We start from the raw sequence: 24,199 nt of genomic DNA on the forward strand, positions 1-24,199 counted from the left end.
AAATATAACTTTATAAAATGAAAAAAAAGAGAATTGTAGTTAAGGTCGGAACAAATGTAATGACCAATAAAGATAACAGGATTTTAGGCCCCGTGCTAAAACATCTTGTAGAACAAATAGCTACTTTATATGAAGAAGATGTAATGGTAGTTCTGGTTTCATCAGGATCGGCCATTGCCGGAAAAGAAGTTTTGGGTGATGTAAATATTGAAGATCCCTCTAAAAGAAGGCAGGTATTTTCGGCCGTGGGCCAACCTCGTATGATGCGCCACTACTACAGCATTTTTCACGATTATGGAATGCGTTGCGCACAGGTACTTGCCACTAAAAGAGATTTTAGTCCGGGAATTCATCGTGAAAACATGATTAACTGTTACGAATCTTTACTATCGGAAGGAATAATTCCTATTGCTAATGAAGATGATGCCGTCTCAGTAACCATGTCTATGTTTTCTGATAATGATGAACTTGCAAGCCTGGTGGCCGAATTAATAGATGCAGATTCTTTAATTATCCTTAGTGATACAGACGGGCTTTACACCGGTCACCCAGAGGATGATGATTCTGAAAAACTAAACAAGGTACAGGTAGATGAAAATGTTGAAAAATATGTTCAGGAATCTGGTAAAGGCGAAGGTGAAGGTCGCGGCGGTATGGAGTCTAAAATAAAGATTGCAAAAGGTACTGCCAATAAAAACATTACCACTTATATAGCCAATGGGAAACAAAGAAATGTGATTTTAGATATCGTGGCCGGTAAGCCGGTAGGTACTAAATTCACCGCCTAAACTAATTTAAAGAACTCTTTTAGCTGTAGCTGCAAAATCAATAGATTTCAGCTAGACTTAAAAAATGTCCTAATGTTCATATTTGAACAATAAATTGAAGTTTAATCAAACTAAAATATAACTAAGTAATGAAATTAATAGATTCTAAAACCAAAAATAACGTGCTGCAATCCATGATAAATATCCTGGATAAAAGACGTGAAGAAATAGTTGCCGAGAATAAAAAGGATCTCGATGCCTTTGGTAATGGAGACCAGGCAATGTACGACAGGCTGGTTGTAAATAATGCCAAGGTAGATGATATGATTCGCTCTGTAAAAGAAGTAATGGAGCAGGAAGATCCTGTAGGCCAGGTTATAGAGCATAGAAAATTAGACACCGGTTTAGATATCACCAATAAAACTGCACCCTTCGGGACCATCATGATTATTTATGAATCTCGCCCTGATGTTACTATCGAAGCTGCAGTACTTGCGTTTAAAGCAAATAACAAGATTTATTTAAAAGGTGGTAAAGAGGCAAACCACTCTAATAAAATTCTTGAAGATTGCTGGCACGAGGCACTTTTAGAAAACAATTTGGAGAAAGACTGGATAGAGCTGTTACAAATGAACAGAACTGAAACACAGGATTTCCTTAAAAACCCACCGCAACATATAGACCTTGTGGTACCAAGAGGTGGAGAAAAACTTATTGCTTTTGTTAAAGAACACTCTACCGGAGCTGTATTGGTAAGTGGGCGCGGAAACAACTTCCTTTATGTATCTAAAAATGCCAATTTCGACACTGCAAAAAAAGTAATGTTGAACGCCAAAATAGATAAGATTTCAGGATGTAATGCCTTAGATAAGGTATTAATAGACAAAAACCTTCCTGATTTTGAAAAAAGAGTCCAAGAACTCTATGATATGTTCAAGGAAAATAAAGTTCATATTCAGGTAGATGATGCTATCGCTGAAATCTTACCAAATGAAGAAAAGATAAGTTCAGAAGATACCTGGTACGAAGAATTTCTAGCCATGAGAATTGTTCTGGGTGCTATTGATGGAAATAACGCTGCCATTAACAAAATCAATAAATATTCAGGAGGACATTCTTCTGTGATTGTTACTGAAGATAAAAATGAAGCAGCCAATTTTATGGAACAGGTAGACAGTGCTGCCGTATACCATAATGCTTCTACTCGCTTCACCGATGGCGGTCAAATGGGAGTTGGAGCAGAGCTTGCTATTAGTACAGATAAACTTCACCACCGTGGGCCACTTGGTTTAAAACAATTGGTAACCAATAAATATTATGTGTTAGGTGAAGGCCATATTAGAGAATAAATATTTCTAATTTCAAAACATTTGGGCCATACCTGGCTTTTAATATAAAGACTGTCTTAACATAATTTAAGGCAGTCTTTTTTTATTGAACATTTCTTTTTTAATAAATGTAACTTTTACAGATTTAGTGAGTCTTATGAAAAAAGAAAAGTTTATACATGAAAAAAGCAATTTATACGCTGGCCTTTATTGGCACTCTCTACAGCTGTAAAACTACCCAAACCCCAAACCAGGATGAACCGGTAATTGCAAGCATAGATCTTGTAAATGTCGAAAACGATAAAGTTTCGGTAGAAATTAATCCCGATAAATTTACCACTGCAAACACTACTTTTTATATTCCCAAAACCGTACCCGGCACCTACTCTACCGATAACTACGGTAAATTCATTGAAAATTTTAAAGCCTTAGATTATAACGGCAATGAGCTGGAATTTGAAAAAGTAGACGATAATTCCTGGTTTGTTCCTAATGCCAAAGACTTAGATAAAGTAAGTTACCAGGTTAATGACACCTACGATATTCAAGGAGAAGAAGGAGTTTTCTCCCCATCGGGTACAAATATTGAAGCCGGTAAAAATTTTATGCTCAATCTTCACGGATTTGTAGGCTATTTTGAAAATGAAAAAGAAGAAGCATACCAATTACAAATAAAAAGACCACACAGCCTTATTCCCGGAACTGCTCTAAGTAAAACAGTGGCAGCTTCTACCAGTATGGAATTCAAAGAAGACATCTTTTCCTTAAAAAGATACTTTGAGGTTATTGATAACCCAATTATGTATGCCACTCCCGATACTACAAGCTTTATGGTAGAAGGAATGGAAGTGCTTATTAATGTGTATTCGCCAAACAAAAAATACACTTCAAAAAGTATAAAACCCGGAATTGAAAAAATGATAAGTGCCCAAAAACAATTCCTGGGCGAGATAGATAATACCGGAAAATATGCCATCCTGCTATATCTTTCAGATAGCGAGACGCAAGATGCCCGTGGTTTTGGAGCTTTAGAGCACCATACCTCTACCGTGGTAGTACTTCCCGAGTCTATGCAACCGCAACAATTAGAGGAAACAATGACAGATGTGGTTTCTCACGAATTTTTTCACATATTAACCCCTCTTAATGTCCACTCAAAAGAAGTACATTATTTTGATTATAATGATCCAAAAATGTCTCAACATCTATGGATGTATGAAGGAGTAACCGAATATTTTGCTAACCTGTTTCAAATAAATCAGGGGCTTATAGATAAGCAGGATTTCTATGATAGGATATCAGATAAAATAAAAACTGCACAACAGTTTGACGATACAATGCCATTTACTGAAATGAGCAAAAATATCCTTGAAGAACCTTATAAAGACAGTTATTACAATGTGTACCTAAAAGGCGCCTTAATTGGTATGGCCCTGGATATTCGTTTAAGGGAACTAAGCGATGGCGATATGGGAATTCTAGACCTTATGAAAGCTCTTAGCAATAAATATGGTATGGATAAACCTTTTAACGACGAAGAACTTTTTAATGACATTGTAAGCCTTACTTATCCTGAAATAAGAACGTTTTTAGAAACTTATATTAGTGGATCTACCCCTATTCCCTACCAGGAATTTTTCGAGAAAGTAGGTTTAACAGAATCTGAAGCGCAGGTAAACACCGGCTATTTTATTAAAGGTCAAATTCCTTATATAGATGGTGACCCTGCCACTAAAGAGTTGTTTTTTAGAGAAAACATTGAATTTAATTCCTTTCTTAAAAAACTTGGAGTAAAAGGTGGAGATATTATTAAGTCTGTAAACGATGAGGAGTACAATATTCAAAATGTTTACAATTTAATCATGACAGCTGAATCCTGGGAAGAAGGGGAAAAAGTAAATTTTGTAGTAGTACGAGATGGCGAAGAAGTTGAGCTTGGTACAACTGCTTCCCAACCAATAGATACTGAAACTACACTTACCGAAGAAGAATTATCAGAGAATAGTCAAGAAGTTAAACTTAGAAATGCTTGGTTAAAAGGTTAATAGATTTTAATGTAAGTATTCTGGGCGGCGGGAGATTCCCGCCGCTTTTTTATTTCCATAATCGGGTTATATCCTTTAAATTAGGGCGGCCAACTATCTTTAAAATTAATTTATGGAAATACCTATTTTACAGGACATTGTAATTATTCTTGGACTATCAATTTTGATAATTCTTTTATTTCAAAAAATAAAAGTGCCTTCTATTCTAGGCTTTCTTCTGGCAGGAATAATTGCAGGCCCCCATGCTTTTAACCTTATTAGTTCTTCGCATGAGGTAGAATTGCTTTCTGAAATAGGTATTATTTTTCTTTTGTTTGTTATTGGAATTGAGCTGTCTGTAAAAGAGCTCATTTCTATGAAAAACACGGTACTAATTGGGGGAGGACTCCAGGTTGGGGGTACCATTCTGTTTACTAGCCTAATTGCTTACTTTCTAGGTTTACCATTAAATTCGGCCATCTTTTTAGGGTTTTTATTCTCTTTAAGTAGTACGGCCATTGTTTTAAAGCTCATACAGGAACGGGGTGAAATTACCGCCCCTCACGGCAGGGTAGCTCTTGGGATTCTTATCTTCCAGGATATCATTGTGGTTCCCATGATGCTGCTAACTCCTATTTTAGCAGGTGATGGCGGCGATATTGCAACTACCGTATTGTTTCTTATTCTTAAAATTTTGGGTGTTGGAGCGGTAATATTTTTATTGGCGCGCTATATTGTACCACGCATTTTTAGTATGGTGGTAAAAACAAAAAGTAAAGAACTTTTTATTTTAACTACAGTCGTTTTCTGTTTTGCAATTGCATGGCTTACTTCTTCTGTTGGATTATCCCTGGCATTGGGTGCTTTTTTCGCCGGACTTATTATTTCGGAATCTGAATATAGCCACCAGGCAACCGTAAATGTATTGCCGTTTCGTGAAATATTTATTAGTTTCTTTTTTATCTCTGTAGGAACGCTGCTGAATTTAGAATTTTTCATTCAAAACATTTTGATAATCCTGGCCCTTGTTATTGGCGTTGTTTTACTAAAAATGCTGGTTGTAGGTGCTACCGTTCTATTACTAAAATACCCTCCCAGAACCATCTTTTTAAGTTTGTTTAGTCTTTTCCAGGTTGGGGAATTTTCCTTATTGCTCTCGGGAGTAGGCCTGGACAATAATATTATTCCAGATAGTATTTACCAGTACTTCCTGGCAATCTCTATTATTACCATGGGCCTTACCCCCTTTCTTATTGATGCCGCACCAAAAATCACCTACGCTATTTTAAAGGCCAGGGTTCCTTCTACGGTAAGGCATAGATTAGAAAGATTTAATAAACAAAAATCTGCGGAAGAAAATACTACTGAACCAAAGAAATTAGAAGACCACCTAATTATTATCGGCTACGGAATAAATGGTGAAAACATTGCAAAAGCAGCCAGAAATGCCGAAATACCTTATGTTGTTCTAGATACCGATCCCGTAACTTTTAAAAAGGCAAAAAATAACAACGAACCCGTTATTTTTGGAGATGCAACCAATTCGCTTATCCTAAAACACCTTCACGTACAGGAAGCACGGGTGGTGGTAATTGCCATTTCGGACCCGGGAGCGACTAAAAAAATTATAAATAATGTTCGGTTATTTACTAAAACAGCTTTTATAATTGTAAGAACCCGCTATGTAAGGGAGATTGAAGAAAATATTAAACTGGGAGCAGACGAGGTAATTCCAGAGGAATTCGAAACATCTATAGAAATCTTTACCCGGGTGCTAAAACAATATCTGGTTCCCTATAACGAAATAATGGATTTTACAGCTAATATCAGGTCATCAGATTACGAAATGCTTACTTCTGTAAAAGGAAGACCACATAAGCCTTCGCTACAACACCTTCATATCCCAAATCGGGAAATTGTAACCTTAAGCGTTCAACAAAACAACAGGGAAATTGTAGGTAAAAGCATTGAAAGTTCAGGAATTGGTAAAAACTTCAGGGTTACCGTATTGGCCATTAAAAGAGACACCCAATATATTACCGAAGTACTTCCCGACACTAAGATAAAACAAGGAGACTTACTTTATATTTTTGGGAATCCAATAAACATAAGCAGGTTAAACGAAAAGCTTTCTTATTAAATACACTAAAGTAAACTACCTCGGAGCAAGCCCACGAGGCACTCGTTGGAAACAAATTTTTAATTTCAAGGCAAACCTCGAGTTATTACACCCTTTGGCGGTGCCAATAAAAGGCTTGTAAATTATTTATAATAAGCACAAATTAGACGTTTTAAAACTTAATACCAAATAGCAACAAAAAGCTTTCTTAAATATTAGCAAAAAACACGTATGTGTTCCTGAACCTATTGGTGTTATAATTTTAAATAAATATCTTTAATAATTAGATAACTTAACACCAATAAACTATATGTCTGTACTCCCCGATCATCTTTTACGCTATCAGAAATTTATAGGCTTTATGCTTAAATACTGGAATAGCGATTTGTTTGGAAATGCTGCTTCTAAGGCGATGGAAGGGAATACAGCAAATTCTGAAAACAGCTACGAGCAAACGCCCAACGAGCTGGTAGAAGACCTAAAAAATATGGGGCCTACCTATATAAAAATGGGGCAATTGCTTTCTACCCGCCCCGATCTTTTACCCGATGATTACTTAAAAGCTTTGGCCACTTTACAGGACGATGTCCCTGCCATTCCTTATAACGAGGTTCAACAAATTGTTGAAGAAGAAATAGGGACCAAAATTTCAAAAGCATTTAAAAGTTTTGAAGAAAAACCACTGGCAAGCGCATCTATTGGGCAGGTACATAAAGCTAGTTTAAGATCGGGAAAACCGGTAGCGGTTAAGATACAACGCCCGGGAATAAAAAAGCAATTCCTGTTAGACCTTGATACCTTAAAAGAATTGGCCGAACTGGCCGTTAAACACAGTACCACCGCGAAAAAATATGCTTTCGACGATGTTTTAGCTGAATTGAGACGAATTTTATTGCAGGAGCTGGATTACAACAGGGAAGCGCAAAACCTAATTACCTTGGGTGAAAATTTAAAAAGCTTTAAAGATCTAATCGTTCCTCAACCTATTCAGGATTATTCTTCGGGTAAGGTGCTTACTATGGAATATATTGAAGGACAAAAAATAACTTCTATTTCGCCGCTTAAACAAATTGAAGTAGACTATGCTCCTTTGGTAGATCAATTGGTGAATGCCTATTTAAAGCAGGTTATCAATGATGGATTTGTACACGCCGATCCACATCCCGGTAATATTCAATTTACAAAAGACGATAAAATTGCACTTATAGATTTAGGCATGGTGGCCAGGTTTAGCCCTGCCATGAAAAATTATATTTTAGAACTTTTATTGGCTATTAGCAGCAATAATGGCGAAGAAACGGCCAGGATACTCCTAAACATGAGTGAGGTAACCGAGAATGCTAATCTAAAATATTTTAAAAAGACCATTAGCGATATTATTATGGCCAGTGAGCATAGTACAGCAAAAGATATGCAAACCGGCCGTTTGCTAATACAATTAAATCGACTCGCTGCTGAAAACGGGATTCACCTCCCGGTTGAAGTTAATATTCTTGGTAAAATTCTTTTGAATATGGATCAGATTATTGCGGTATTAGACCCCGATTTTGATCTTAGGGATGCCATTAAAAGACACGCCAATAAAATAATGCGAGATAAAATGTATGAAGAGTTGAAACCTGAAAATTTCTTTTCTTCGGTATTGGCTTCCAAGAAGTTTATAGAATATTTGCCCGATAGATTAAACACCATTTCAAAGAATCTTTCAGAGAATGAATTCAGTATTAAAATAGATGCTTTTGACGAGAAACGGGTTACCGATGGTTTCCAAAAGGTTGCCAACCGTATCACCCTGGGATTAATTATAGCCGCTATGATTATTGGAGCCGCCATGTTAATGCAGGTGCCCTCAGATTTTATGATATTAGGATATCCGGGACTGGCCATGATTTTCTTTCTATTGGCCGCTATTGGCGGAATTATTCTAAGCTATATTATCGTTTTTAGAGATGAAAACCTTAATAATAAAGATTGAGGTATTTGGGTAATTGTGCTTTTCAGTGTATTTTTCGATTCTAAAAATTAGAGCACATGAAAAAAATCTTTACCCCAGTATTTTTACTTGTCTTAATAGCTACGGCCTGGAGCCAAAAAGTTGAAGTTCCTGTAGATACAAGTATCACTACCAAACATTCGGTGAACATTAATTCAAAGAATATAGATTATACCGCTACCACCGGAATGCAGCCACTTTGGAATAATGATGGTGATCCTATTGCCAGTCTTTTTTATACCTATTACAAAAGAAGTGATATAAAAAATACCGAAAATCGTCCCCTGGTAATTTCATTTAATGGGGGCCCCGGTTCGGCCTCGGTATGGATGCATATTGCATATACCGGCCCAAGAGTTTTAAAAATTGATGATGAAGGATTTCCTATTCAACCCTACGGAATTAAAGAAAATCCGCATTCTATTTTAGATATCGCCGATATCGTTTATGTAAATCCAGTAAATACAGGGTTTTCCCGCCCTATCCCAAATAAGGAAGGAAAGGTCCATAAAGAAAAATTCTTTGGCGTAGATGCAGATATTAAATATTTGGCCGAATGGTTAAATACTTTTGTAAGCAGAAATAACCGCTGGTTATCACCAAAATATCTTATTGGAGAAAGCTATGGCACTACCCGTGTTTCAGGATTGGCCTTAGAGCTGCAAAACAGCCAATGGATGTATCTTAACGGAGTAATTTTAGTTTCTCCAACCGAATTGGGAATTAAACGCGACGGGCCAGTAGAAGTTGCCAACAGGCTTCCATATTTCGCAGCCGCTGCATGGTATCACGATGCTTTACCGGCAGAACTTCAAAATAAAGAATTAAAAGACTTACTGGAAGAAGTTGAAGATTATACAATTAACGAGTTAACCCCGGTACTTGTAAAAGGAGGATTTACCGAACCTGCAATAAAACAAGCTGCCGCCGAAAAAATGGCTTATTATTCCGGAATTTCCAGGGAAGTGATTCTTCAGAATAACCTGGATGTTGGCTATCGTTATTTTTGGAAAGAGTTAAAAAGAAAAGATGGGGTTACCGTAGGAAGACTGGACTCCAGGTACTTAGGAATAGATGCAAAAGAAGCCGGAGATTCACCAGATTACAATGCTGAGTTAACTTCGTGGTTACATTCCTTTACACCGGCAATTAACCATTACTTGCGTAATGATCTTAAATTTAAAACCGATCTAAAGTACTATATGTTCGGGCCTGTGCATCCCTGGGACCGTAGCGGTAACAATACCGGTGAAAATTTAAGGCAGGCCATGGCACAAAACCCAAACCTGGATGTACTGGTACAGGCCGGATACTTTGATGGTGCTACCACTTATTTTAATGCCAAGTATACCATGTGGCAATTAGACCCGAGCGGTAAAATGAAAGACCGTTTAAGTTTTAAAGGCTATGAAAGCGGCCACATGATGTATTTGAGAGCTGAAGATCTTAAAAATGCCAATGAAGATATTCGGGAATTTATAGAAAACAGCCTCCCTGAAGAAGGTGCTCCTGCAAAGTATTAATAATTCTCACGCAACCCTTTTAAGGTATCTACATCTAATAAGTGAAAATCTTGTAAACTTATTATGAAAAGATTATTTTTTATTTTAAATGTTTTTCTATTAGTATCCTGCTCTTCTGATGATGAAGTTAGGACTAACATAAAAGATGTTGTTGGAGTTTGGGAAAAATCTAGCGATATATCTACGGAAATTTATCCCGAACTTGAGGAGGGAAATTATGAATTTGTACTACAGTATAAATTTCTAGAGGATTCCACCTTTGAAAGTTTCTTTTTTGTTAGAAATTCCGACACAGACAATATTATTGGCTATAGATCTCGTTCTGAAGGTAGTTTCTTTATAGAAAAAAATAGAATGAATTTAAATTATAATCAATACAACTCTAATGTTGAGGCTTCACAACTTGTTGATAGTGCAGATTTAGTTTTAATTGACCAGGATGTAGATTGGAGCTTTAATTTTTCGGTAAATAAAAATGAATTATTATTCGATTTTGATCCCTGTGGACCTTACGCAGATTGTATTGGAGAGTTAAAGTTAAAACGGGTAAAAAAGAATCAATAAAAGAAAAAGCAATTTTTATTGAAACACCATCAAAAAATATCCTTGACAGTAAAAAGGTGCTCCTGCGAAGTATTAATAATCAAGCTGTTTGGGAAGTCTTTAAAACTTGTAATGCTCGTCATTCTGAATTTATTTCAGAATCTAAGTTGAAATACATATTAGACCCTGAAACGAGTTCAGGGTGACGTTACATTCAAAAGACTTACCAAACAGCTTTTACTTTATACTATTGCATCAAATACTCCTTCAATTCAGCATAATTTGAAATCTCTATAGACTTTTTCTCTTTTTGCATCACCTCTCTAATCGATGCGGGAATTTCTACCTTCTCTCCTATTACCTCTTCTACCGTTTCAAGAAATTTAACCGGGTGTGCAGTTTCCAGGAAAACACCATAATACTCAGGGTTTTCAGCTAAAAACTCCTGGAGTCCCAAATATCCAACCGCACCGTGAGGATCCATCGTATAATCATAGTTATTTTTAACCGCTTTAATTGCCTTTCGCGTTTCTTTATCTGAATAACTGAAAGAAGAAAGTTGTTGTGATAGCGAATCAAATTTATTTTCAAACAATTCCAGTATCCGTACAAAATTACTGGGATTTCCAACATCCATCGCGTTAGAGATGGTTTGTACGCTTGGTTTTGGAGCGTATTCTCTAGATTGCAAATAGCGCGTCACCACATTATTTTCGTTATTGGCAGCGATAAAATGAGCTATGGGCAAGCCCATCTTTTTAGCCAGCATCCCGGCACAAATATTCCCAAAGTTCCCACTGGGCACCGAGAAAGCCAGTTTCTTATCTTTTCCTGCTAATTGTTTATACGCGAAAAAGTAGTAGAACATTTGCGGTAACCAACGAGCTACATTTATAGAATTCGCCGAAGTTAATGGTCGTTTTGCACTTATTTCCTCATCGGAAAAAGCTTTTTTCACCATATCCTGGCAATCGTCAAAATTGCCATTTACTTCCAGAGCTGTAATATTTTGTCCTAAAGTTGTAAGTTGTTTTTCCTGAATTTCACTAACTTTTCCTTTAGGATATAAAATCACCACATCTATACCTTCTACTCCTAAAAATCCGTTGGCCACTGCCCCACCGGTATCGCCCGAAGTAGCTACCAAAACGGTAATTTTACACAGGTTTCCTTTTTTCACAAAATACCCAAGACAACCGGCCATAAACCCGGCCCCTACATCTTTAAAAGCCAGGGTTGGACCGTGAAAAAGCTCCAGGGTACCGGTATTTTCAGAAACTGGTACCACCGGAAAGTCAAAATCCAATGTCTTGCTTAAAATACTGCGTAAGCCATCTTCATCAATTTCATTGCCCACAAAAGTTTTTATAGCTTTATAAGCAATTTCCTCTTTAGAAAGTTTATCCAAATTTTGAAAAAACTCTTTGGATAAAACTGGAATTTCTTCGGGAAAATAGAGCGCTTTTCCAGGCGCCAGGCCTTTAACCACAGCACTTTCAAAAGAAACTTTATGATTTTTATCGTTTAAACTAAAATATTTCATCTATATATTATTTAAGCCAAAATTAGTACTGAACACAGCTCAAAAATGGAAGCCTGTTTCATTCTAATTATTGGGTTTAGCATTTTAAATTTCAATCGGATACTATTTTTATTCCTTCCGCATTAATTTTAGACAGGTGTAGATCAAAATCAATATTTTTATCCTGGTAAAACTCCTGAAATTCAGATTTTAGCTTTTGAGCGACAACATCTCCTTTACACATGGCAAAAACCGAAGGTCCCGAACCTGAAATGCCAAACCCCAGGGCTCCGTTTGCTATAGCTAAAGCTTTAAGCTCGTCGAAATAGGGAATTAATATAGAGCGTACTGGCTCTATAATCTCGTCTTTTAAACTTCTTCCAAATAGTTCATAATCCTTAGTGTATAGTGCACTTACCAACGCGCCCAGGTTTCCCCATTGATTAATCGCCTTAGTCAATGCCACATTCTGCCTAATAATTGAACGAGAATCTTTTGTTTTTAGCTCGATTAAAGGATGCAAGACCAATATTCGGAATTCTGGTAAACTCGGTAAACTCAATATTTCTAAAGGCTCGTAACTTCTTACCAGGCTAAAATTGCCCAGTAAAGCCGGGGCCACATTATCGGCGTGCGCATTTCCGCTGGCAAGACGTTCCCCTTCCATAGCAAATTTTATCAATTGATTTGTGGAAAAAGGTTCTCCCAAGAGTTTATTGATTCCAAAAACAGCACCGGCAGCACTAGCTGCGCTACTACCAATTCCGCTGCCTGCCTTAATATTCTTTTTTATTTCTATATCAAAACCCTGTTTTTCACCTAATTCATCTAGTAAAGCTTTGGCAGCAACACCTGCTACATTCTTATCTACTTCCAATGGCAAGTCCTGCCCGGTAATTTTGGGTATTCTAAGCTTTTGTTCTGAATTCTTAGAAATAAGCATTTCATCGCCCACTCCGTCTAAACAACATCCAAGTACGTCAAATCCGCAAGAAAGATTGGCCACAGTTGCCGGGGCAAAAAGTTTTATCTTATCCATAAGCCTACTTTTTTCCTATTCTTATTACATCGGCAAAAATCCCTGACGCCGTAACCTCAGCTCCTGCCCCGGCACCTTTTACAATTAAAGGTTGCTCTGGATACCTTTCGGTAAAGAACAATACTATATTATCGCTCCCGCTTAAGTTATAAAAAGGATGCTCTGAGCCTACCGATTGTAAACCTACCACGGCTTTTCCATCTTCTAATTGGGCGACATATTTAAGTTGTTCAGCTTTTTCTTCCGCCGACTTATATATTTCCTGAAATTTTGGTTCATCTTTCTGTAGCAATTCAAAAAAGTCGTCATTATTAGTGGTGGCCAAACTTTCTTCCGATAAAAAATCTTCGCTTTCAATATCTTCCAGTTCCATCTCATAACCACATTCCCGGGCTAGAATCAAGATTTTACGGGCTACATCTACCCCACTCAAATCAATTTTAGGATCGGGTTCGGTATAGCCTTCTTTCATGGCCATTTCTACGGTTTTATAAAAAGGCTCTTTGGCTTTATAAGTATTAAAAACAAAGTTTAAACTACCGGAAAGTACTGCCTGAATTTTGGTGATTCTATCTCCGGAAGCGACCAGGTTTTTAAGGGTGTCTATAATTGGCAATCCCGCACCAACATTGGTTTCATATAAAAATGATGCGCCATATTCCCGAGCCAGGTTTTGTAATTCGAGGTAATTTTCAAAACTATCTGCACAGGCAATTTTATTGCAGGTTACCACAGAAACCGAATTAGCCAGATATTCTTTATACCAGGCAGAAATATCGGCACTTGCAGTGTTATCTACAAAAATGCTGTTGCGTAGGTTAAAAGTGTTCACTTTTTTGAAAAATTCAGCTTTATCGGCTTTTTCTCCATTTTCCAAGACTTTTTCCCAATTATCCAGGTCAATTCCATTTTCATCAAAAAGCATTTTTTTTGAGTTTGATAATCCGTGTACGCGAACTTTCAACCTTAAATTTTCCAAAAGAAATTGTTCCTGCTTCTTTAACTGCCCCAGTAGTTTACTACCCACATTACCCACACCGGTTATAAATAGATTTAATTCTTTAGAGGGTACTTCAAAGAACTGTTCGTGCAGGGTATTTAGCGCTTTTTTCACATCTTTTTTGGCTATTACAGCTGAAATATTTCGCTCTGAAGAGCCCTGGGCAATGGCGCGAATATTAATATTATTATTTCCTAATGCACTAAACATTTTACCACTTAAGCCATGATGACTTTTCATTCTGTCACCAACCAACGCAATAATGGCTACATTTTCTTCAATTGTTACCGGCTTAATTTTTTTATACTGAATTTCAACCTCAAAAGCTTCGTCTATTGCTTCCTTTGCAAATTGAGCTTCATCGTCTTTTACCGCAATACAAATACTATGTTCTGAAGAAGCCTGGGTAATTAAAACCACATTTATATTTTCCTGAAATAAAACTTCAAAAAAGCGTTTGGAAAAGCCCGGAATGCCCACCATACCACTTCCTTCTATATTGAGTAGTTTTATGGAATCTATATGGGTAATTCCGGTAACCCAGCGAAAGTTCTTTTCGGAAGATCTGGAAATTAAAGTTCCATCTTCATCGGGCTTAAAAGTATTTTTAATACGGATACTAATTTGTTTATCCAACAAAGGCTGTAAAGTTGGCGGGTATAGCACTTTAGCCCCAAAATGTGATAATTCCATCGCTTCCTGATAAGAAATATCTTTTAACGGATAAGCGTGCGGTACAATTTGAGGGTTTGCCGTGTACATCCCGTTCACATCGGTATAAATATCTACTTCTTTTACCGCTAAAGCACCACCAAACAAGGCTGCGGTAAAGTCTGATCCGCCTCGACCAAGAGTACTGGGAACTCCCTGTTCATTTCGGGAAACAAAGCCCGGAACAATATACAATGAGGCCTCATTTTCGTTAAAATAGTGCTCGATATTAGTATAGGTTAGTTGATAATTTACCTGTACTTTCTCGTTGGTGTTTTTGCAAACAATTAATTCCCGGGAATCTACATATTGGGAGTTAATTCCTAAATTTTTAAAATATTCAGCAATAATTATCGAGGATAAAATCTCCCCAAATCCAGACACTACGTGGCGGGTTTTATTGGAAAGCTCGTTAAGTAAGTACACACCCTCATATAAGGTTTCCAACCTATTAAGCTCGGTTTTTACTTTACTTAAAATACTACTTTGAGCCTGTACAGGAATTAATTCTTTTACTGCTTGAAGGTGACGTTTTTCATTTTCCAGTAGTAAATCTTTATAAGATGGATCTTCTTTGGAAGCCAAATCTGCCATTTTAAGCAAATTGTTGGTTACCCCACCAAAGGCAGAAAAAACTACCAGCGTTTTATCTTTTTTTAAATGTTTTTGAACTGTTTTAGCTACAAGTTTTATGCGTTCTGGAGATGCCAAAGAGCTACCTCCGAATTTAAGGACTTTCATAAGTCAAGATGGTTAAATTAGAATGATTGTGTTTTAAAAAAACAGGTGTATACCGAAGCGCTATGTAGAATTATACCCCAAAAGGGGTAATACGAATAATTGTCATACCACCAATGCTCAAGCCAGGAATGCTTGCTGCAATATTGAAAAGTATGTTTTTTGTGGTCTTCATCTATGACTTTATTCTGTTGTTAAAAGTATATATTTTAATGGGTAACACAAATAAAATTTAGCATTTGAGGAAAGAATTATGAATTTCCTTCTATATCACAAAAAAAATTCCCCGATTATTAAAATAACCGGGGAATCATCTTCTTGAATTATCAAATAACTAAAGATCACTTATATAGCTTCCATAGAGATCTTTAAATTGAAGGCTTTTAGCAAACCTGTGCTTGCTTAATTTTTTAAATTCTACCAAAGCCCAAAGCAAAAACTCTTTTAAAAAGTAACTATCTTTTTCTGAAATTTCCGGATGGTACTTTTTGATAAGCTCATTTAAAGGCTTCACAGAATTAAGTTTTTGCTTGTATTCTGCATCTGAGAGATCGTCGGGTAATTCGAAACCGCTTTGTTCAAAAAACCAGGCTATCAAATCGTCGTAAGGTGTGGTTTCGTCTGGTCTTTGCAACTTTTCAATTTTAGGAAAATATGGCGGGAATAATGTCTTTATCGCATTGCCAATTAACTGTAAAGCTACGCTGGCTGCTCCTTCTTCTTCCCCTTCATATACCAACTCTACTTTTCCCGTAATAGCCGGTACAACCCCAATGAAATCGCTTAATCGCAACAAAGTACTATCGTCTCCAGAATTTAAAGACCTCCTCTCTGCAGTACTTAAAAGGTTCTCGTAAGCAGTAATACTTAACCTGGCACTAATTCCGCTTTTTTCGTCTATAAATTCACTCTCCCTGGCTTCAAAGCTAATTTGTTCCAATACATCTTTGGCCAATTCCGGAATATAAACCAAATCACTTTGCCTTTTATCTAGTTTGGCTTCCTGTTCGGTAATGGCTTTAGCAATCTCAATATTTTCTGGATAATGTGTTAGAATTTGAGACCCAATTCGGTCCTTTAATGGGGTAACAATGCTTCCCCGGTTGGTATAGTCTTCAGGATTAGCGGTAAAAACAAACTGCAGATCTAACGGCAGCCTTAGTTTAAACCCGCGAATTTGAATATCGCCTTCCTGTAGGATATTAAATAGGGCTACCTGAATGCGTGCCTGTAAATCGGGTAGCTCGTTAATTACAAAAATACTTCTATTGGCACGGGGAATCATCCCGAAGTGAATTACGCGGTCATCGGCATAGCTTAATTTTAAATTTGCGGCTTTAATTGGGTCTACATCACCTATCAAATCGGCTACCGTTACATCTGGGGTGGCCAGTTTTTCAAAAAACCTATCTTCTCGGTGTACCCATTTAATTGGAGTTTCATCGCCTTTTTCGGTAATCAATTCTCTGGCGTACCTGGAAATTGGATGTAAAGGATCATCATTAATTTCCGAACCTGCCACAATCGGCATAAACTCATCCAACAGATTTACCATTAGACGGGCTAATCTCGTTTTAGCCTGCCCTCTTAAACCAAGCAAATTAATATTATGACGAGACAGAATAGCCCTTTCTAATTCTGGGATCACACTATCTTCATAGCCGTGAATACCTGAAAAAGTTTGCTTTTTATTTTTAATTCTTTCAATTAAATTTCCCCTAAGTTCTTCTTTAATACCCCGGCTTTTATAGCCGGCTTTCTTTAATTCCCCTAAGGTTTTTATGTTTTCAATTTTCATATTTTTTATTTTTCATTCTGTTTGAAATCTGAAGAAAATTTTCCTGATAATCAATTAGATCAAATTGAACCTGCTCATTTATTCAGGCAGAAATACCATTATAAATTATCAAAAACTCAATATTATAAGATTAAAATAGGTGAACTTTATTTTCTCTCAAGCTTACTAAGCCCTTTTCCTATATTGATTTTATAAACTTTTCGTCCTTTAAATTATATTTTTTAGATTGAATTCAGAAATATAAGTTCACCAGAATTAATTTCTACTGCTCGTTAGTTTACCCATACTAAAAACTAACTCCACTAATTGCCCCTAATTCTTTTTTTCCTATTGGTCTCATAATCTTCAAAAATCATTTCACCCAAACCTTTAAGTCCGGTATAAAAAGCCTTTCCCTGGTTGGCATAAGTAAACTCCCTAACAAACTGCATCAAATAAGGGTCTTGCGCTATCATAAATGTGGTAATTGGAATATGTAATTTACGAGCTTGCCGGGCCATGGTATAGCATTTTCCGATAATATATGGATCAAGCCCCATACTGTTTTTATAATAAGAACCATCTCGCTCTCTTAGGCAACTGGGTTTACCATCGGTAATCATAAAAATTTGCCGGTTGGTACTTCGCTTTCTTCTTAAAATATCCATAGCTAATTTTAAACCTGCTACCGTATTGGTATGATAAGGCCCTACTTTAAGATAAGGAAGATCTGCTATGGAGACCGGCCAGGCGTTATTTCCAAAAACAATAATATCCAGACTGTCTTTTGGATACCTGGTCGTTATTAATTCGGCAAGTGCCATAGCCACTTTTTTGGCAGGGGTAATACGGTCTTCGCCATAAAGTATCATACTATGGCTAAGGTCTATCATTAGCACTGTGCTCATTCGGGATTTATAGTGCGTTTCTTCTACCACCAGGTCTTCTTCACTCATGTTAAAATCACCTATCCCATGATTAATTTGAGCGTTACGCAAGCTTTCGGTAATTGAAATTTTATCGGGTGCATCTCCAAACTGAAATGCTTTAAAATCTCCGGTATGTTCATCGCCCCTACCTACGTGGTTAGTTCTATGGCTTCCTGAGGCACTTTTCTTTAGTTTTCCAAAAATTTGATCTAAAGCCTGCTTTCTAATAGCACGTTCGGTTTTACCCGTAATTGCCATCCCACCACCATCATCTTCATTTTCTTCTTTTATATAGCCCTTCTTTTTAAGGTCTTCTACAAAATCATCTAACGTATAATCTTCAGTGGTTAATTTATACTCTTCATCAAGTTGTTTTAGCCAGTCTAAAGCTTCATCTAAATCGCCTGAAGTATGTGTAATCAATTCCTTAAAAACCTCAAATAACCTATCAAAAGGTGACTTTTCCAGTGCTTCAAACTTATTAAAGACAAATCCGCTGCCCTGTCTGTAATCTTTCTTTTTCATAATCTTAAAATTACAGTATTTTGGGTAGAATTGGAAAATCTTTAACTGCAACAGAAACTAAACTTATGTTAATCTATAAGTTTAATCCTTATAAAACTCTTTTTACAAGCCCGCTTCTTTTCTCAATTATAATTGTTTTAAAACTAACTAGCGTAATATTATAAGGGATATTGAAAAAATCACGACCAACTTATAAAGTGAACAGCATTAACTTACAAGAGATAAGAGCAAGCTGAAATAGCGAGCTAGACACCTATATTCTATGTTTTATAACTTAATTTAGAGTGATTAAGGCTAAATAATTGCTTCCAGAATTTTAAATGGAACGTGACAAAAAGATAAAGGTTTACTACACCTAATCTCAACTCCAAATTCAAAAAGTTCACTCAAAACATCTGGTTGACTTGCCTCTCTTATTTTGCTTAAGGCTCATCATTCATCATTCTATTTGATTTACCTAATTATTGTATAGCCCTGCATTTGGTAAGTGGGAATATCTATTAAAGCAGATAAAGTTAATTTGATTAAGGGATTCATTTCGGTTTCCGGGTTAATACCTCTTTCGGCAGCTGCCTGTCCGCAAATATTAATAGGAACCCCATAATCTGTCAATTTTTTAATAAGATCCAGGTTAGGATTGCTCTTCCCTTTTTTTAGCTTATAAGCTTTTTCGGTAAGAACAATAGGCGAAGCTTCGCCACTGATAACCGCTGCTACCTGAATGTTCTCTTTAGGAACATGGTTAGCTTCCAACAGATTAATAAGTCGGGCTATTTTCCACAGTGAAGCATTTACTCCATCACGTTCCTTTTTATTTGTTATATGGAAGAACATTTTATATTCCTTTTGTGGGTTAGGCTTTATAGCAACCTCTTCATATTCTATAATTCTACCGTAACCCTCAATAGCCGGTGTTTTCCAACTTTGTGCCTGTATAGGTAAGCTTATAATTACTAATAGAAAGAAAACAAATCTTATCATTTTTTTACTTGAATTTATATTTTTAAGATACTTATCAACTCCTACCGGTTTATTTCCCATAATTCTTTAAGGATTTACCGCCTCACTTAAAATAACATTTTATTGATCGTAAAAGTGATAAAATCCTCTTATCTCTCAATAGCGATTAATTTATATACTTTCGGCAAAAATATATTCAAATTTAAATCGCCAGCTATGTTACAAAAGTGCAATAAAAACTAGTTTAGACCGAGACAGTTCCTACTTTTCTTAAATAAATTACCGTAATATTAATGAGACTATAGTTAATTTCGAGGCAAGGCTAGGAGTATTAAATCCTGAGTATGGAGTAAAAATATACACTAAGCATAATTTTAGGTTTATAGTAGTTTTCACTCAGCAAATATGCGATTCTTTTAATAAGTTTTTCAGCTTTAAAATTTATTTTCTGGGTATCGCTGGCAATGATTTTTTTTTAAACTTATATACCCTTGTCCAAACAGAATATTAGATTTGAGTTTTATAGTGTTATTCTTTTCTTAAATGCTTCAACAATTCCTAAAGAGTTTAGAGATTTGACTGTTATAATATACAGATACATGAAAAAAATAATATTAAGTATTTTTTGCTTAGGCCTGGTTTTTAATTTTTATGGCCAGAACTCACCTTACGAGACCAATACCTGGAAAGACGGTGCTTACATTGCAGGAACTGTGGGTATAAATATCTTAGGCCTCACTTTAATTCAAAATAAGGATGCGCTCACAGAGTCCGAACTACAGGCACTCAATAAAAATGATATATGGAAAATAGACCGATGGGCTGCCGGAAATTATTCTGAAAAAGCAGATGCCATAAGTTATATTCCTTTTTATGCGGCCTTAGGAATGCCCCTGGCGTTTTTACCCGGAGAAAACGAACGCAAGAATTTTGGACAAATAAGCGTTCTATTTATTGAAACAATGGCTACAACAGGGGTGTTTTATACTATGACTGCCGGTTTAATAGATAAAAGTAGACCTCTAGTGTACAATAAAAACCTTCCTGTAGACACACGTGCCGAGGGAGGTGCACAACGATCTTTTATTGCAGGACATACTGCCGTGGCAGCAGCGGGTACATTCTTTGCTGCAAAGGTCTTTAATGATTTTCATCCAGATTCTAAAGCAGTACCTTACATATGGGGAGGTGCCGTTGGAGTTTCGGCACTTATGGGGTATTTAAGAACAAAAGCCGGCAAACACTTTTTAACAGATAATATTGCCGGTTTTATAGTAGGAGCAGCTAGTGGTATTTTAATACCTGAACTACATAAGAAAGACAAGAAACACATTGATCTTTATCCCACTGCAAGTTTTAATATTAATGGTACGGGCATAAACACTAAAGGACTGGCATTAAGCTATAAATTTTAATTGAATTCGCCATGGAGATTTCAGAACTAATAATGCTGGTGGCTTGTGCCGTTTTATTAATACCCAGTATAGCATCTGCAACACGTTTTGATAAATGGTGGATAAGGGCTTTTGACTTTCCGCGTATCCAAATTTCAATACTAAGTAGTGTTGTGCTTGTTATAGCTATTTTTGTTTTTGATTTTTCTGAGGTAATTCATTTTATAGCAATAGGCTTACTAATTTTAAGCTTATTATACCAATTAGATAAGATCTACCCATATACCTGGTTTGCAAAAAAAGAAGTAATGCAATTTGAAGATGGAGATCCTACCGATAATATTTCTATTCTAGTAAGTAATGTTCTTACCCCAAACAAAGACTATCATAAACTTCTTGAAATTGTAAACAGAAGACAGCCGGATATTTTATTAACGCTTGAATCTGATAACAAATGGGAAGAAGCGCTTAAAGATCTTGAAAAAGACTACAAATATTGTGTAAAAGTGCCCCAGGATAATCTTTATGGAATGCATTTATATTCTAAACTTAAATTAGAGGAAACTGAAGTAAGATATCTGGTAAAAGAAGATATTCCTTCTATTCACGGGTTTGTACGCTTAGATGACAACTCAAAAATTAGAATACATTGTATGCATCCCAGGCCACCCAGTCCTTCTGAAGCTCAAACATCTACTAACCGTGATGCTGAATTATTGATGTTGGGCAGAGACGTAAGAAAACAAGATGAGAGTGTCCTGGTATTTGGAGATTTAAACGACGTTGCCTGGTCCAGGACCACCAGGTTATTTCAACAAATGAGCGGCTTACTGGACCCCAGGATTGGAAGGGGCTTTTTTAACACCTTTCACGCCGATTATTTGTTCTTTAGATGGCCACTTGACCATGTCTTTCATAGCAATGATTTTACCCTTATTGATATTGCCAGGGAAAAACATATAGGATCCGATCATTTCCCTATGTATATTAAGTTGAATTTTGAGCGGAAAGCAGAGCTGGAACAAAATAAACCGGAAGCCGAAGACGAAGAGAAAGAATGGGCTCAAAAAAAGATTGATGATGCTAAACCTCGCGAAAACGGAGTTTAAACCCGCTCAAAAAAATGGCTTATTTCAGGAATTTCTTTAATCTTTTCACAATCTAAAGACGCTATTGGCTTTTCAATAAAAGACCGCACCATACTATATTTTTCGACTTCTTTTCTATCTTTATCGTTAATTGAAGAGGTTACCATTACCACATGATAATTAGAGTTTTCCTTATGCGACTCCAAATGTTTTAGAAAATCCCATCCATTTATATTCGGCATATTAATATCTAAAAAAATCAGAAAGTTTTTATTTTCATTTCGCTGTTGTTGCTCATCTAAATAATTTAAAGCAACCGTAGCCTTGCGGAAACTAATAGGGTTTGAGGCAATATCATGGTTTATTATCATTTTCTCCTGAATAAAAATCACAATCTGGTCGTCATCTACAATAATTACTTCAAGCATTTTAAAGGATTTAGGACAAAAGCTTATAATTCTTCTTCAGTTTTATTGGTAATTTTTCTAATTACCTTATCTAGCTCTTCCGACGAATTTAATATATTATCTATAACTTCATCTATATTGTCCAGGTTATTTCTTTGATTTTTTAGTAAATCAATAAGCCCCATTATTCTGGCCAGGGGCGCCCTAACCACATGAGATTGTGTCCAGGCTATTTCCCGAAGCCTTTCGTTACTACGCTCTATGGCATTAATATACTGTCTTCTTTCAGTAATATCCTGTATAGAGCCAATAATTCGGGAGGGCTTGTTGTTAGCATCGGTTATTACATAACTTCGGTCCAGAATATATTTATAGTTTCCATCGGCACATTTAAAACGATATTCAATATTCAATAGCTTTTTATGGTTTGTAAATATTTCGGAAGTAGCGTTAATTACCCGTTGGTAATCGTCTGGATGGAGTTTCTGTTTCCACCACGATCTAGATACATTGAGTTCCTTTGGACTATAACCGAAGATATCATAAATAGCATTGCTAAATTGAAAAGAATCTTTTTCTATATCGTAATCTGTTATTAAATCGGTGGTAGCTTTAGCAACAATATCATAACGCTCTAAACTTTCCCTCAGCTCCTTTTCCTGTAACTTAAAACGGGTAATGTCTCTCGAGTTTGCCACCAAACCATTTACGGCAGGATCGTCTCTTAGGTCACTAATAATTGTTTCCAGCCATCGCCAATTACCCGCTACATCTTGATACCTGTAAGAAGGCAATTGATAAGATTTAACTTTACCGATAAATTTAATCTTATCTTCAATGAGAGGGCGATCTTCTTTATGAATAAATTGAAAAACATTTGTTCCCTCCAGTTTTTCCGGGCTTACGCCTAGAATGTTCTTAGCGCTCGGACTGATGTAAGAGTAATGAAAATTTTCATCTATAATACTTATTACATCACTGCCGTCTTGCACCAGTGCTTTAAAACGCTGCTGGCTATGTCTAAGTTTTTCTTCCGCCTTGAGTTTTTCGGTTATATCGTGAGCCAGGGTAACCCTTGCTTCACGCCCACCAAACATAATTGGATTGCTTTGTACAGCTATATGGAGTACTTTTCCTGCCTTAGTGAAATGTTTTACATTTATAACAAAAAAATCATGGAAATTATTTTCTACGGTTCTTTCAATTCTATCTTCATCCTCTACCCAAAGATCTCTAACCGTCATTTGCATAAACTCCTCACGTGAGTAGCCATAAAGATTAATTGCAGCCTGGTTTACACTTAAAAACTCAAGAGTATTCCTGTCCAGAACCCACATAGGTAAAGGGCTTGATTCAAATAGGGTACGATATTTTTCTTCAGATTCGTACAACTGTCGCTGTACTCTACTACGCTCTATACTATAGTGAATGCTTTTTGAAAGATTGGACGCATTAATTTCATCTTTTAGAAGATAATCTGAAACTCCCCAGGAAAGGGTTTTCATTCCATAATCTTTATTTGCATATCCTGTAAGAACTACCACGGGTGTAGCATTAGCTAAAGCCAGCACCTCCTTAACAAGAACTTCAGGGCTCTTAATATCTGGAAGCGATAGATCTAATATTACGGTGTCAAAGACTGTTGAATAAAGGAATTCTATTGCATCCTTAAAGTTTTTAGCATGCTTTATTTCCAGGCTTGCATGCTCTTCAGAAAGATAATCCTCAATAAGAATAAAGTCACCAGGGTTGTCTTCAATAACTAATATCTTTAATTGCCCGGTTTTTCTTTTCATTTAATTTAAATATACC

Annotated in this window: 17 protein-coding genes; 9 read left to right on the forward strand and 8 right to left on the reverse strand. The window is 36.3% G+C overall.

The window, feature by feature from the left end; genetic code table 11:
- Nucleotides 1–17 precede the first annotated feature (17 nt).
- From proB to I6U49_RS11255, 7 genes are all read left to right on the forward strand, one after another.
- Nucleotides 18–788, forward strand: a complete 771-nt coding sequence (gene proB / locus I6U49_RS11225; protein ID WP_193709861.1) for a glutamate 5-kinase — start codon at nucleotides 18–20, stop codon at nucleotides 786–788.
- Between the two features lie 128 nt (nucleotides 789–916).
- Nucleotides 917–2,116 (forward strand): glutamate-5-semialdehyde dehydrogenase, encoded by a 1,200-nt coding sequence (locus tag I6U49_RS11230; protein ID WP_193709862.1) that lies wholly within the window; start codon nucleotides 917–919, stop codon nucleotides 2,114–2,116.
- A 158-nt stretch (nucleotides 2,117–2,274) separates the two neighbouring features.
- Entirely contained in the window at nucleotides 2,275–4,140 is a 1,866-nt protein-coding gene (locus tag I6U49_RS11235) for a M61 family metallopeptidase (RefSeq protein WP_198628725.1), read from the forward strand.
- A gap of 112 nt (nucleotides 4,141–4,252) precedes the next feature.
- Nucleotides 4,253–6,259 carry a monovalent cation:proton antiporter family protein gene (locus I6U49_RS11240; protein ID WP_193709864.1) on the forward strand — a complete coding sequence of 669 codons (2,007 nt, stop codon included), beginning with the start codon at nucleotides 4,253–4,255 and terminating at the stop codon, nucleotides 6,257–6,259.
- 289 nt (nucleotides 6,260–6,548) lie between these two features.
- The gene (locus I6U49_RS11245) at nucleotides 6,549–8,213 is read left to right on the forward strand and encodes an ABC1 kinase family protein (protein ID WP_198628726.1); all 1,665 of its coding nucleotides are present in this window, start codon (nucleotides 6,549–6,551) and stop codon (nucleotides 8,211–8,213) included.
- Nucleotides 8,214–8,269: 56 nt separating this feature from the next.
- Entirely contained in the window at nucleotides 8,270–9,754 is a 1,485-nt protein-coding gene (locus I6U49_RS11250) for a S10 family peptidase (protein WP_198628727.1), read from the forward strand.
- A 63-nt stretch (nucleotides 9,755–9,817) separates the two neighbouring features.
- The gene (locus I6U49_RS11255) at nucleotides 9,818–10,318 is read left to right on the forward strand and encodes a hypothetical protein (protein ID WP_198628728.1); all 501 of its coding nucleotides are present in this window, start codon (nucleotides 9,818–9,820) and stop codon (nucleotides 10,316–10,318) included.
- 226 nt (nucleotides 10,319–10,544) lie between these two features.
- Here the strand turns inward: I6U49_RS11255 and thrC are convergent, their stop codons facing one another.
- From thrC to I6U49_RS11285, 6 genes are all read right to left on the reverse strand, one after another.
- Nucleotides 10,545–11,840: a threonine synthase gene (gene thrC / locus I6U49_RS11260; RefSeq protein WP_198628729.1), complete on the reverse strand. Its 1,296-nt coding sequence runs from the start codon at nucleotides 11,838–11,840 to the stop codon at nucleotides 10,545–10,547.
- Nucleotides 11,841–11,931: 91 nt separating this feature from the next.
- Complete coding sequence (locus tag I6U49_RS11265) at nucleotides 11,932–12,858, reverse strand: homoserine kinase (protein WP_198628730.1); 927 nt, start codon at nucleotides 12,856–12,858, stop codon at nucleotides 11,932–11,934.
- Between the two features lie 4 nt (nucleotides 12,859–12,862).
- The gene (gene thrA, locus I6U49_RS11270) at nucleotides 12,863–15,310 is read right to left on the reverse strand and encodes a bifunctional aspartate kinase/homoserine dehydrogenase I (RefSeq protein ID WP_198628731.1); all 2,448 of its coding nucleotides are present in this window, start codon (nucleotides 15,308–15,310) and stop codon (nucleotides 12,863–12,865) included.
- 331 nt (nucleotides 15,311–15,641) lie between these two features.
- Complete coding sequence (locus tag I6U49_RS11275) at nucleotides 15,642–17,105, reverse strand: magnesium chelatase (RefSeq protein ID WP_198628732.1); 1,464 nt, start codon at nucleotides 17,103–17,105, stop codon at nucleotides 15,642–15,644.
- Nucleotides 17,106–17,407: 302 nt separating this feature from the next.
- Nucleotides 17,408–18,538: a vWA domain-containing protein gene (locus tag I6U49_RS11280; protein WP_198628733.1), complete on the reverse strand. Its 1,131-nt coding sequence runs from the start codon at nucleotides 18,536–18,538 to the stop codon at nucleotides 17,408–17,410.
- Between the two features lie 453 nt (nucleotides 18,539–18,991).
- The gene (locus I6U49_RS11285; RefSeq protein ID WP_193709872.1) at nucleotides 18,992–19,519 is read right to left on the reverse strand and encodes a DsrE family protein; all 528 of its coding nucleotides are present in this window, start codon (nucleotides 19,517–19,519) and stop codon (nucleotides 18,992–18,994) included.
- A 578-nt stretch (nucleotides 19,520–20,097) separates the two neighbouring features.
- On the opposite strand from I6U49_RS11285, the gene I6U49_RS11290 reads away from it, so the two are divergent.
- A complete protein-coding gene (locus I6U49_RS11290) occupies nucleotides 20,098–20,913 on the forward strand; it encodes a phosphatase PAP2 family protein (protein WP_193709873.1) in 816 nt (271 codons plus the stop codon).
- A gap of 11 nt (nucleotides 20,914–20,924) precedes the next feature.
- A complete protein-coding gene (locus I6U49_RS11295) occupies nucleotides 20,925–22,001 on the forward strand; it encodes an endonuclease/exonuclease/phosphatase family protein (protein WP_198628734.1) in 1,077 nt (358 codons plus the stop codon).
- Here I6U49_RS11295 and I6U49_RS11300 read toward each other — a convergent pair.
- Together I6U49_RS11300 and I6U49_RS11305 are read right to left on the reverse strand one after the other, a co-directional pair.
- Nucleotides 21,998–22,408: a response regulator gene (locus I6U49_RS11300; protein ID WP_193709875.1), complete on the reverse strand. Its 411-nt coding sequence runs from the start codon at nucleotides 22,406–22,408 to the stop codon at nucleotides 21,998–22,000. The two genes, I6U49_RS11295 and I6U49_RS11300, sit on opposite strands and share 4 nt — an antisense overlap.
- A gap of 23 nt (nucleotides 22,409–22,431) precedes the next feature.
- Nucleotides 22,432–24,183 (reverse strand): PAS domain S-box protein, encoded by a 1,752-nt coding sequence (locus I6U49_RS11305; protein ID WP_198628735.1) that lies wholly within the window; start codon nucleotides 24,181–24,183, stop codon nucleotides 22,432–22,434.
- Between the last annotated feature and the right edge of the window lie 16 nt (nucleotides 24,184–24,199).

It is taken from the genome of Salegentibacter maritimus (assembly GCF_016236915.1).
GTDB lineage: Bacteria > Bacteroidota > Bacteroidia > Flavobacteriales > Flavobacteriaceae > Salegentibacter > Salegentibacter maritimus.

Excerpts from the sequence above, each read along its gene's own strand:
- proB (WP_193709861.1), top strand. The coding sequence starts at position 18 with ATGAAAAAAAAGAGAATTGTAGTTAAGGTCGGAACAAATGTAATGACC.
- I6U49_RS11230 (WP_193709862.1), top strand. The coding sequence starts at position 917 with ATGAAATTAATAGATTCTAAAACCAAAAATAACGTGCTGCAATCCATG.
- I6U49_RS11235 (WP_198628725.1), top strand. The coding sequence starts at position 2,275 with ATGAAAAAAGCAATTTATACGCTGGCCTTTATTGGCACTCTCTACAGC.
- I6U49_RS11240 (WP_193709864.1), top strand. The coding sequence starts at position 4,253 with ATGGAAATACCTATTTTACAGGACATTGTAATTATTCTTGGACTATCA.
- I6U49_RS11245 (WP_198628726.1), top strand. The coding sequence starts at position 6,549 with ATGTCTGTACTCCCCGATCATCTTTTACGCTATCAGAAATTTATAGGC.
- I6U49_RS11250 (WP_198628727.1), top strand. The coding sequence starts at position 8,270 with ATGAAAAAAATCTTTACCCCAGTATTTTTACTTGTCTTAATAGCTACG.
- I6U49_RS11255 (WP_198628728.1), top strand. The coding sequence starts at position 9,818 with ATGAAAAGATTATTTTTTATTTTAAATGTTTTTCTATTAGTATCCTGC.
- thrC (WP_198628729.1), bottom strand. The coding sequence starts at position 11,840 with ATGAAATATTTTAGTTTAAACGATAAAAATCATAAAGTTTCTTTTGAA.
- I6U49_RS11265 (WP_198628730.1), bottom strand. The coding sequence starts at position 12,858 with ATGGATAAGATAAAACTTTTTGCCCCGGCAACTGTGGCCAATCTTTCT.
- thrA (WP_198628731.1), bottom strand. The coding sequence starts at position 15,310 with ATGAAAGTCCTTAAATTCGGAGGTAGCTCTTTGGCATCTCCAGAACGC.
- I6U49_RS11275 (WP_198628732.1), bottom strand. The coding sequence starts at position 17,105 with ATGAAAATTGAAAACATAAAAACCTTAGGGGAATTAAAGAAAGCCGGC.
- I6U49_RS11280 (WP_198628733.1), bottom strand. The coding sequence starts at position 18,538 with ATGAAAAAGAAAGATTACAGACAGGGCAGCGGATTTGTCTTTAATAAG.
- I6U49_RS11285 (WP_193709872.1), bottom strand. The coding sequence starts at position 19,519 with ATGATAAGATTTGTTTTCTTTCTATTAGTAATTATAAGCTTACCTATA.
- I6U49_RS11290 (WP_193709873.1), top strand. The coding sequence starts at position 20,098 with ATGAAAAAAATAATATTAAGTATTTTTTGCTTAGGCCTGGTTTTTAAT.
- I6U49_RS11295 (WP_198628734.1), top strand. The coding sequence starts at position 20,925 with ATGGAGATTTCAGAACTAATAATGCTGGTGGCTTGTGCCGTTTTATTA.
- I6U49_RS11300 (WP_193709875.1), bottom strand. The coding sequence starts at position 22,408 with ATGCTTGAAGTAATTATTGTAGATGACGACCAGATTGTGATTTTTATT.
- I6U49_RS11305 (WP_198628735.1), bottom strand. The coding sequence starts at position 24,183 with ATGAAAAGAAAAACCGGGCAATTAAAGATATTAGTTATTGAAGACAAC.